The sequence below is a fragment of the Protofrankia sp. Cr2 genome, from assembly GCF_963555885.1.
Taxonomy (GTDB): domain Bacteria; phylum Actinomycetota; class Actinomycetes; order Frankiales; family Frankiaceae; genus Protofrankia.
This window is the reverse complement of sequence record NZ_CAUVXG010000043.1, coordinates 26,370-36,122: the sequence shown is the minus strand read 5'-3', so window position 1 is coordinate 36,122 and position 9,753 is coordinate 26,370. Positions and strand designations below refer to the sequence as shown.

Genomic DNA, 9,753 nt, shown 5'->3' with positions numbered 1-9,753 from the left:
CGTACACGGCTGGCGACACCGCTGGCCGTGGCCCCTGATCGACCGTCCGGGTTCACGCGCGCCGTACAGCGGTGTGCGTGAACGCCGACGTGCACCTGGACTGCCGTGCGCTGGGTGCTGCCGTGCACTGACGTACTGCCGTGCGCCGGGCACCGCCTGGTACCCGGGGGTACCGCTGCGTCCTGGCGCAGCGCCGGCCCGGCATTCGAGTGCACAGTTTTCCCAAACGCAACACAACTCTAGATCAACCCGGTACAACTCCGCACAGTTGCCCAGCAGAAGGGACACGGATCACCCATGGCGGGGGACATACCAGCCAACGAGCAAATCATCATGACGAATGCCGACGCGCCGGCAGACACCAGTGCCGGTGCCGGTGCCGGTGCCGGTGCCGGTGCCGCATCAGATCCCGCCGGACGGCTCTCGGCCGCCCAGGAGGCCACGCGGGTACTCCACCGCTACGGCCGAGTCAACATCGTCAGCGCGGCCGATGCGCTCTCCTCCCTGCGAGCCGGCGTGCGTGCCACCGCGACTGCCCAGGTACCCGCCACCATCCCACTCGACCCGGCTGCGCTGGGCCGGGTCGAACGCCTCGGCCTGGCGGCCTTCCGGTTACGGGCCAGCGCCGACTACCAGCAGGCCAAGCAGGACCGGGTCCGGGCTGACGAGCCGTGGGACATGGACGGGTCCTGTACCGACATTCCACCGCCACGAGGCTCGTCCAGGCGCGTTCCCGGCCCGGTCAACGGCTCCTCGACCGAGCACGACTCCCCCGGTCATCCCGATTCGCACAGCTCCCCCGATGTCCCGAGCACGCCTGACTCACCCGCAGCGGCCACCGTGCGGTCGCTGACCGCCAACACCATCGGCGACCGGATAGGCGAGCCGGTCGGGCATCCGGTCGGCGTGACGCCCACCAGCAGCTTCATGGAAGGCAGCGTCGCGGTCGGGTTGATCATCGTCGAAGGACCAACGGCCGATCTCCAGTTCACCGCCGCGGAACGCACCAAGGTCGTCGCGGAGGTCCAGAACGGGCTGTCCTGGTACGCAACCACCAATCCAGCAGCAGACCTCACGTTCAGCTACGACATCCGAATCGTTCGGATCTCGACGCCCCCGAATCCCGCCGCGGCCGATCTGGAGGCGCTCTGGCGGGATCCGGCCATGCGCCAGCTCGGCTACACACCGAACTTCGACGGCGTCTACGACTTCGTCGACGACCTGCGCGACTTTCATGTGACGCGATGGTCCTACTGCGCGTTCATGACCAAGTACCCGCTGTCATACTTCGCGTACAGTTCGGTCGGCGGCCCCCGGCTCGTCCTGTCCTACGACAACGACGGTTGGGGTCCGGACAACCTCGACCGCGTTTTCGCCCACGAGACCGGGCACATCTTCGGCTGCCCCGACGAGTACGCCACCAGTGGTTGTGACTGCGGTGGCGCCTGGGGACGGTTCGGCACTCCCAACGGCAACTGTGACGGCTGCGCACCAGACAGCGTCACCTGCCTGATGCGGTCCAACAGCTTCGAGATGTGCCGATACACCCCGAGCCACATCGGCTGGGGTGCAGGCGTGGCCGGCAATCCGGTCCTGGTACAGAGCAACTACGGCCAGGCCGGTAACTTCGAGCTGGTCGTACCGTCCTCGTTCGCCGGCGTGACCCACCTGTGGCGGGACAACGACGCCCCGGACCTGCCATGGCGGGAACCGTTCCAGATCGCACAGGCAAGCGGCCGGATCGACGCCCTCACCATGATCCAGAGCCGGCTGACGACCCCCGGAGCGCTCGAGGTGATCGCCCGGATCGGGCGATCACTGGTGTTCTTCTGGCGTGACGGCGGATCGTCGCTGCGCTGGCACGAGCCCACCCACCTGATGGACGGCGCGGCCGGGACACCGTCGCTGATCCACAGCCGGCTGGGTCGACTGGGCACGTTCGAACTACTCGTCCCGACTCGCGACGTCGGCCTGCTGCATCTCTCCCGCGACAACGATGTCGCCGGTTACCCATGGAGTCGGCCGGTTCTCGCGGCGGCGAACCTCGGCCGGGTCGATGCGGTCAGCCTCATCCAGGGAAATTTCGGCGCCGGCAATCTGGAGGCCGTCGCGCTGGCAGGCGGCCGCCTGGTGCACCTCTACCGTGCCGAGGACGGGCTGTGGCGGACCTCGGTGGTGTTCGCCGAAGGCGTGGCCGGTAATCCCGTGCTGGTCCAGAGCCAGTTCGGCCGGCTGGGGAACTTCGAGGTCGTCGCGCCGTCCGCCGCCGGCGGTCTGGTCCATTTCTGGCGGAACAACGACGCAGCCGGGTTTCCGTGGAGCACGCCGAGAACATTCGGCACCGAGCTCGGACACGTCGACGCGGTGACAATGATCCAGAGTTCGTTCGGCCTGCATCTGGAGGTCGTCGCGAGGGTCGGCGACCGGCTCTACGCGATGACGCGTATGTCCTCGGGAACATTTGACTGGCTACCGCCCAGCCGCATCTTCTGACCGCCCGTACCGGGTCGCCGTGACACCTACCCACGTTTCACCCGGTGTCGGATGGCGGGCCGCCCACGTTGCCGCCCGGAGCGTCCGGTGGCAACCGGTCGGGGGTGTCCCAGGGCAGCCCCTCCCCCGACCGGTGCTTGCCCGCCAGACGTGCGAGCCAGGCATCGACGAAGAGGTTCTCCGTCGCGCTCAGGGTCTCCCGCAGGCCCGCCGGCACGGTGTGGGTGAACACGCCCACGACACCGGGCAGGTGGGCCAACGCGTCAGTACCGTCCGGCGGGGCCACGACCAGGGCAAGCCGTGGTGGCAGAATGGCGGTGACCCGCGCCAGGCCGCGCAGCACGTCGATCATCTGATGGCGGCCGGCCCCGTGGCGGCCGGCCCCGACGGCTGCCGGATCCGCCCGCCGATCAGGTGGGTCACCCCGACCAGCCGGCTCACCGGGCTCATTGACACAATCATGATCATCGAAAGCGTCGGCACCACGCGACCGCACTGAGCCCGACGATGCAACGACGACCAGCAGCTCCGGCGTGGGTTCGACCACGGAAACCCCTCCCGCCGCACCCCTTATCGGGGCAACAGTATGTCGCGTAACAGTAGCGTACGGCTGTCGCCATACATCCGGCCCCGCCCCGTGACGCCACGTCCCTGTTGCCGGTCGCTCTTATTGCCGGTCGCTCTTATTGCCGGACCGGCCCTAACCGAGCGTCCTCCCGGCGACGGGCCCATGATGGGTTCGGAGCCTGATCGCTCCCACGATGTGCCCCGACCTGAAACAGGTGTTTCCGTCATGACCGAACGGCTGGCCCTGTTCCCGTTGGGGACCGTACTGCTCCCCGGTCTCCTGCTCCCGCTGGAGATCTTCGAACATCGCTACCGGGTGCTGGTCGCAGAGCTACTGGACCTCGCCGCAGGTGAGCCGCGCCGGTTCGGAGTCGTCGCCATCCGCCATGGCAGGGAGACCGGGACGGACGACCTCCCGACCTTCCATGAGATCGGGTGCACCGCGAACATCCGCAGGATCGACCGGCATGCCGACGGACGCTTTTCAATCATCGCATCGGGCGGGGCGAAGTTCCGGGTGCTCACGGTGGACCGGACCAGCCGTCCCTACCTCACCGGTGAGGTGGAGTATCTCAGCGACGGGATCGGTGACGCGCAGGATGCGGCCGAGCAGGTCCCGGTCGTGACGAAGCTGCTCCACGACTACGCCGCCCGACTCTCGAGCTCCCAGGCCGCCGAGCTCCGACTGCCCGATCTTCCCGATGACCCGCGGATGTTGTCCTACATCGTCGCCGCCTCCGTGGTGACGCAGACAGCCGAACGCCAGGCGCTGCTCGCCGTACCCGATGCCGCGGCCCGGCTGCGGGCCGAACGAATGATCCTCCGCAGGGAACTCGGGCTCCTCGAACGATTCACCGCCATCGGGTCCGACGAGCACATCCGGGTCACCCCCAGCCCGAACTGACTCTCCTGCAGCCCCGCCCTACCTACCTGCCTGCTCAGCCTGTCGAGTCGGCCTGGTCGGCCTGGTCGGCCTGGTCGGTCAGCGGCCGGCGGGGCATCAGAAAGGTTGAAAACCAGGTCAGTACCGCGAGCACGAACAACGACAGAGCGGGCAGAACGAACAGGAAACCGGACGATCGCAGCCGAAAGTCGACAAGCTGGATGACAATGGCGCGGGCACCGTCCGGGAGCTGTGAAAGGACCCGCGACGACCGCAACTCGTGGCCGATCCAGCTGGCCAGCAGGGACCCGACGAACCCGCCCGACGCGAGCCCCACCGGTACCGGCCAGCCGCCGCTGCGTCCTCGCCAGAACGCGAGCACTCCCCCGACCAGACCGCCGATGCCGCAGATCATGGCGAAGTACACGTCGACGCCGGCCTGGGCGTCGAAGGCGAGCTCACTTCCGGCCAGCGCCGCCCTGACGTCCAGGCGCGGGGCCGCCGCGGCCCACAACAGTCCGAGCAGCGGACCGGACGCGGCCATGGCGACCGCAGCCACCACACCGGTGAGGATCTCACTCCGGCCCACCGCCCAGAAGCGGTTGTCACGATCCGCGACCACCAGCGGGTCATCCAAGGCGCTGACGAACCCCCCGGGATCGCGCAGGCCCGGCACCTGGGGTGAGCCCCACATTCCTGCGTCGTGCGAGTCCGGCAACGGCTTTGTCACCATTCATTCATCTCTGGGATGCGGCTACCGCCGAGCATTGCCGGCGCGCCGTAGAGCCATACTGGCCGCGGTGAGCATGATGACCGCGACCACCGCGCACACCAGCAGGTCGACGGCGGCCGCGGCCCAGTCGATGGACGGCCGGAACGCGGCGGCCAGCACGTCCACCGCGTACGTGCTGGGCACCAGATCCCGCAGCAGCTTGACCCCGGCAGGCAGCCGGTCGGCCGGGATGATGCCCACGAACAACACCACGCTCATGCCGACCTGCCCGGCGACGGTGGCCAGTTCCTGGCGCGGAGCCAGCAGACCGATCGCCGCCCCGATACCGGCGAGCGACGCACCCGCCAGTGCGACCACCGGTAGCAGCAGCCACAGACCCGACAGCGGAAGGCCGTAGAGCAGGGCGCCCACCACCGCCGTGATGACCGTTCCCGGCACTGCGAAGGAGGCATAGGATGCGGCGGTGCCCAGTACCACGGCGCTGCCGGGAATCGGCAATGTCAGGTAGTAGTCAAGTGCCCCGGCCGCGCGGAGCGCTCCGAAGCGCTGCGCCAGCAGGTTGAGGGCGATGAAGGCCACCACCAACACGGTTGAACCCGCGACCACCTGCTCGCTGGTCGTCTCGTTTCCGGTGTCGACAACCCCCCGGAGCAGCAGCATGATCCCGAGCGACTGGAAGGCCGCGACGAACAACAGCGGCACCCGTGCCACCCGCGCGCGGGAGAGCTGACCGACGTAAACGGCCCGCAGCGCTGCACCGAACCGGGTGTTGGGCGGCAACGGCATGGCGCCACCCACGATCGTGGCGCCGCTCACCGTGCCGCCATCCTGACCGGCGCGGTCTGGGACGGCGCCATCCTGACCGGCGGGCTGGGACGTCGCGTCGTAGGCAGCGGCAGCGGTCATGAGCGCTCCAGGGTGCGGGATGCTCCGCCGAGGGCGAGGTAGACATCCTCAAGGGATGGCGTGGCCAGGGTGAAGTCGTCGAGGGCGGCAAACGCCGGGCCGGTCGTGAGCCGCGCAAGCGCCTCACGCGCGTCGACCGCGGCCATCCGTGTGGTCCACCGGCGGCCGGTGATCTCGGCCTGCTGGGCGAGACGGGCGATGATCGGATCGTCGCCGGGCGGCTCGAACCGCCAGACCAGGTCCAGCCGGACGTCCTCACTCACCGACGCCTTGAGCCGCCCAGGAGTGTCACAGGCGATCACCCGGCCGGCCTCGAGGACCGCAACGCGGTCCAGGACGGACTCCGCTTCCAGGACGTTGTGCGTGACCAGCAACACGGTGACGCCCGCGGTGTCCCGGCGCCGTTGCAGCGCCGACCACACCGCCCGCCGAGCCGTGGGGTCCAGCCCGGTCGTGGGCTCGTCCAGGACGAGCACCTCGCGGTGGCCGACCAGGGCGCAGGCAACCGAGGCCAGCCTGCGCTGGCCACCGGACAGGTGCCGCAACGGTCGACCCGCGATCGGCGCGAGCCCGAGTTCGTCGATGACGGCCGTCCGCGCCGCACGGGCGGCGGGGCGGCCCAGCCCGCGCAGACGGGCCGTCGTCTCCACAGCGACACTCACTGGGAGATCAGCCAGGGCCGTGTCGCCCTGACCGAGGTAGGCCGCCAGCCGGGGCGGGATGTCCGGCCGGGAGACGACGTCCCATCCGAACATCTCGATCGACCCGGCATCCGGCCGGATGAGCCCCATGAGCTGGCGCACCAGCGTGGTCTTTCCGGCCCCGTTCGGCCCGAGCACTCCGAACACCTCGCCACGTTCGATGTCGAGGTCGAGGTCACATGTGGCGAGGACAGCATGCTCACCGACGCCGTGCCGGCGGGTGAGCCCACGCACGGCGTAGCTCAGCACGCGGCCCATTGTCGCAGCCGGCGGGCAGGGAGTCGGCCGGTGGGCTGGTTCGCGGGTCATCCCCGGCTGATTTCGGACACGTTCGCCGGTTTGCGGGCCGGTGTATTCGCCGGTCAGCGGACCCGCAGCCGGCCACGGGCCCGGATCGAGCCCAGTATCCACAGCGCCTCGACCCCGTCCTTCCAGGTCAGCTTCTTGCCTTCCGCCCGGCTGCGGGCCTGGTAGCTGATCGGGACCTCAAACGGTCGGATACCGAGGGCAAGCAGCTTGGCGGTCACCTCGGCCTCCATCCCGAAGCCGACCCGGGCGACGTCGAGTTCCCGGTACAGGCTGGCCGGCATCAGCTTGAAGCAGGTCTCCAGGTCGGAGATGTAACTGTCGAACAGAACGTTCGCCGCAAGCGTAACCGCCTTGTTACCCATCACATACCAGAATGAGTACGCGGTGTTGCTGCTGAACGTCCTCGAGCCGTAGACGACCCGAGCCTGGTCGGTGAGTACCGGTTCGAGCAGCGTCGGGATCTCCTCGGGCGCATACTCAAGATCCGCATCACAGATGACCAGATAGTCACCGGTCGCAAGGTGGCTCGCCGCGCGGACCGCCGCGCCCTTGCCCCGGTTCACCGGCTGGTGGGCGACAACCACCCGGGGATCATCGACGGCGTCGAGGATCCCTCGCGTCCCGTCTGTACTGCCGTCGTTGACCACCACGAGCTCGACCTCGCAGGGATACGTGACGTCCAGCACCCGCTTGACCGCGGACGCGAGTGTGGCCTGCTCGTTGAAAACCGGCATCAGAACGGACAGCTTCACATGTGTGAACATTACGCGGTGATGATTCGCTGGCCGTTGACCACCACTGTCGGATGGCGCCAAGCCGCAGGTTCGACCAACGGGTCGGCGGGCAGGCCGACCACGGCCGCATACCCACCGACCTCGATACGGCCCGACGGCCGCTGGCCGTCAAACCCAGCTGCCCGGGCCGAGCCGGAGGTCGACGCACGCAACGCGCCGAGGCGCCCCAGCCCGGCGTAGGCAAGCCGGTCGAGCTCCCGCGGGTCGACCCCGGGCGGACGGTTACCCGCACCGCCCGCATCAGTGCCGTAGATCAGGGGTACTCCGGCACGATGGAGCAGCGCGGCATTGCGCCCGGGTGCGGGACCTGCCCCTGAATGGCACTGCAGGGTCGACACCACCGGCACGCCGGCGGCGGCGATCCGGCCGACGGTCTCGGGCGGCAACAGTTCCAGCGGGACGTGGGCCAGCTCATCCACGCCCGCCCGCAGCGCCAGCTCCACCGCCGTGACGGTCAGCGCGTGCGCCGTCACCGGGAGTCCGGCCGCATGCGCGGCTTGCACCACGACCGCGAGCTCGCTGTAGGGCAATGGCGATCGTCGCGACGGCGCCGTGCCCTCGCCACCCCCGAGACACACCTTGATGAGATCAACACCATCCGCCGCAAGGCTCGTGACGGCCCGCCGGGCGCGCGCGGGGCTGTCGACGACAGCCTGCCCATCCCCGTTGAACGGGTCCCGTCCGGACTCCTCGCGATCGGACCCGCCTCGGCCGGTCCTGGCGCCGCCCGGCCTGCCCGGCTCCCCGTTCAGCCGGCCCGGTGTCAGCCCGTCCGGTGTTCGCCCGTCCGCTGTCATCTGGTCCCCGCCGGACATACGGCCCGCCGGTGCGCGCCGAAGCGCCAGCCGTCGGCCGCGGGGGCTGCCCGCCGCGTCCCTACCGCGAACGTCCCCGCCACGAACGTCCCCGCCACGAACGTCCTGGTCGAGATCTGTTCGGTCGCCGTGCGGATCAGGATGCGGTGGTGGGTCCGGCGCACCCACCACCGCAGGACCCGCCCCGACCACGACAAGCGGCGCGGCGACACGCCAGTGGGCCAGTCTCTCGACCGGAGAACCGAGGTCGCGGACAGCGACGAGTCCAGCACGAAGCTCATCGTGTCCAGATGTTGCGGTCGCCGCAAGATGAACATGAGCGTCGGTGACGCCCGGTCCGATCCAGACGCAGTCGATCACACGCAGGCCGTCCGGCAGGACCACCGAGTCCTGCGGGCCGACGGCAGCCACCCGGCCGTCCATGCCGATCACGACGACTCCCTCGAAGGGGAGGTCCGCGATGCCGTTCCAGACCCGACCGCGCAGTGCGACACCGCGCCCGATCTCCTCGCGGACGCGGGCCCTGCCCATGACCACTCTGCGCGCCGCCCGCAGGGGCAGGACGACGACAGAGGGCAGGCAGCCCGAAGGTGCCCCGTTGCGCCTCACCACGACCGCCTCACCACCATGACTTCACTATGGGTTCACTATGAATTCGCTATGAGCGCCGCCAAAGGTACGGCCGGCAATTGGGACAGCAATTGGAACAGCAGTAGGGACAGCAGTAGGGCCGGCAGCAGCGGTCAGACCGCACTGCTCATCCACACCACGATGTCGAGGATGCGCAGCGGCGTCAGGGGCGGTCCGCTGTCGGGGACCAGCGCGGACAACCGACGGAACTCCTCGGCATTCTCCCGCAGGTCGTACTGCATCGCCCTGACCAGCAGCTGCATGTACTCGCGCCAGGATCGGCCGTCACGCGGCGCGGGTGGTATGCACCGCTCGTGCTGGTAGAAAACCCTGACCTTCGAGTCGAACAGCGGGACCAGTCCGGGCCGCTTGCGGTGCAGGACCTTCGCGATCAGCGAGCCCTTGACGTCACGGTCTGACACGTCGGGATCGTCGAGCGGGTCGTACAGGGCCGCCACAAGATCGAGTGTGACCTCGTCGGCCTCGATCAGTTCGATTCCCGGCGGAAGCTTGTCCAGCGCGCGTTGTAGTAACGGAGTCAGCGCGGTCAGTGTGTGCATCCGGTCGACGTCCACCTGGACGCCGAGCAGACAGGGGGCGAGCAGGTCCCCCGTGCACAGCAGGTCGGGGTCGCCGTTGGTGGCGAGCCCATCGTAGTACGGGTAGGCATAACGCAGGCCCCGCTTGCGCGGACCGAGGTATTCCTCAAGCAGGCTCTCCGCGTCGAAGACCTCCCGGGTGCCCATCGCCAACTTCACCGCAGGAGCTCCTCAAGTCGTCTCGTCTCGTCATTGGTGACGGCCGGTGCTGGTCGCCGGGCGCCACAACCTTCATATCGCCCGACGCCTGCCGTATCGTCCGTCCCGCGACCATCCTCCTCTGTGACTGTCACGACATGGAAGCGGCCTACCCCCGACTTAGT

At 68.9% G+C, this 9,753-nt stretch carries 9 protein-coding genes; 2 read left to right on the top strand and 7 right to left on the bottom strand.

Going from position 1 to position 9,753, the window contains the following annotated elements; all coding sequences use genetic code 11:
• The first annotated feature begins 297 nt into the window (after positions 1-297).
• Positions 298-2,493, top strand: coding sequence for a hypothetical protein (locus U9978_RS17740; protein ID WP_322762258.1), 2,196 nt, complete (start codon positions 298-300; stop codon positions 2,491-2,493).
• Positions 2,494-2,530: 37 nt separating this feature from the next.
• On the opposite strand, the gene U9978_RS17735 is transcribed toward U9978_RS17740, so the two are convergent.
• A complete protein-coding gene (locus U9978_RS17735) occupies positions 2,531-3,040 on the bottom strand; it encodes a hypothetical protein (protein WP_322762257.1) in 510 nt (169 codons plus the stop codon).
• A 246-nt stretch (positions 3,041-3,286) separates the two neighbouring features.
• Between U9978_RS17735 and U9978_RS17730 the strand changes: the two genes are divergently transcribed.
• Complete coding sequence (locus U9978_RS17730) at positions 3,287-3,964, top strand: LON peptidase substrate-binding domain-containing protein (RefSeq protein ID WP_322762256.1); 678 nt, start codon at positions 3,287-3,289, stop codon at positions 3,962-3,964.
• Between the two features lie 34 nt (positions 3,965-3,998).
• Here U9978_RS17730 and U9978_RS17725 read toward each other — a convergent pair whose 3' ends face one another.
• The 6 genes from U9978_RS17725 to U9978_RS17700 form a co-directional block, all read right to left on the bottom strand.
• Positions 3,999-4,676 (bottom strand): hypothetical protein, encoded by a 678-nt coding sequence (locus tag U9978_RS17725; RefSeq protein ID WP_322762255.1) that lies wholly within the window; start codon positions 4,674-4,676, stop codon positions 3,999-4,001.
• Positions 4,677-4,697: 21 nt separating this feature from the next.
• Positions 4,698-5,582 carry an ABC transporter permease gene (locus U9978_RS17720; protein WP_322762254.1) on the bottom strand — a complete coding sequence of 295 codons (885 nt, stop codon included), beginning with the start codon at positions 5,580-5,582 and terminating at the stop codon, positions 4,698-4,700.
• Positions 5,579-6,541 carry an ABC transporter ATP-binding protein gene (locus tag U9978_RS17715; protein ID WP_322762267.1) on the bottom strand — a complete coding sequence of 321 codons (963 nt, stop codon included), beginning with the start codon at positions 6,539-6,541 and terminating at the stop codon, positions 5,579-5,581. The genes U9978_RS17720 and U9978_RS17715 overlap by 4 nt, the downstream gene beginning before the upstream one ends.
• Before the next feature lie 104 nt (positions 6,542-6,645).
• Positions 6,646-7,344 (bottom strand): glycosyltransferase family 2 protein, encoded by a 699-nt coding sequence (locus U9978_RS17710; protein WP_322762253.1) that lies wholly within the window; start codon positions 7,342-7,344, stop codon positions 6,646-6,648.
• Positions 7,345-7,355: 11 nt separating this feature from the next.
• On the bottom strand, positions 7,356-8,813 hold the full coding sequence (locus U9978_RS17705) for an amidohydrolase family protein (protein ID WP_322762252.1): 1,458 nt from the start codon (positions 8,811-8,813) through the stop codon (positions 7,356-7,358).
• Between the two features lie 131 nt (positions 8,814-8,944).
• Entirely contained in the window at positions 8,945-9,589 is a 645-nt protein-coding gene (locus U9978_RS17700) for a DUF6308 family protein (protein WP_322747494.1), read from the bottom strand.
• Positions 9,590-9,753 lie beyond the last annotated feature (164 nt).

Coding starts and splice junctions, on each gene's coding strand:
- U9978_RS17740 (WP_322762258.1), top strand. CDS start 298: ATGGCGGGGGACATACCAGCCAACGAGCAAATCATCATGACGAATGCC.
- U9978_RS17730 (WP_322762256.1), top strand. CDS start 3,287: ATGACCGAACGGCTGGCCCTGTTCCCGTTGGGGACCGTACTGCTCCCC.
- U9978_RS17725 (WP_322762255.1), bottom strand. CDS start 4,676: ATGGTGACAAAGCCGTTGCCGGACTCGCACGACGCAGGAATGTGGGGC.
- U9978_RS17720 (WP_322762254.1), bottom strand. CDS start 5,582: ATGACCGCTGCCGCTGCCTACGACGCGACGTCCCAGCCCGCCGGTCAG.
- U9978_RS17715 (WP_322762267.1), bottom strand. CDS start 6,541: ATGGGCCGCGTGCTGAGCTACGCCGTGCGTGGGCTCACCCGCCGGCAC.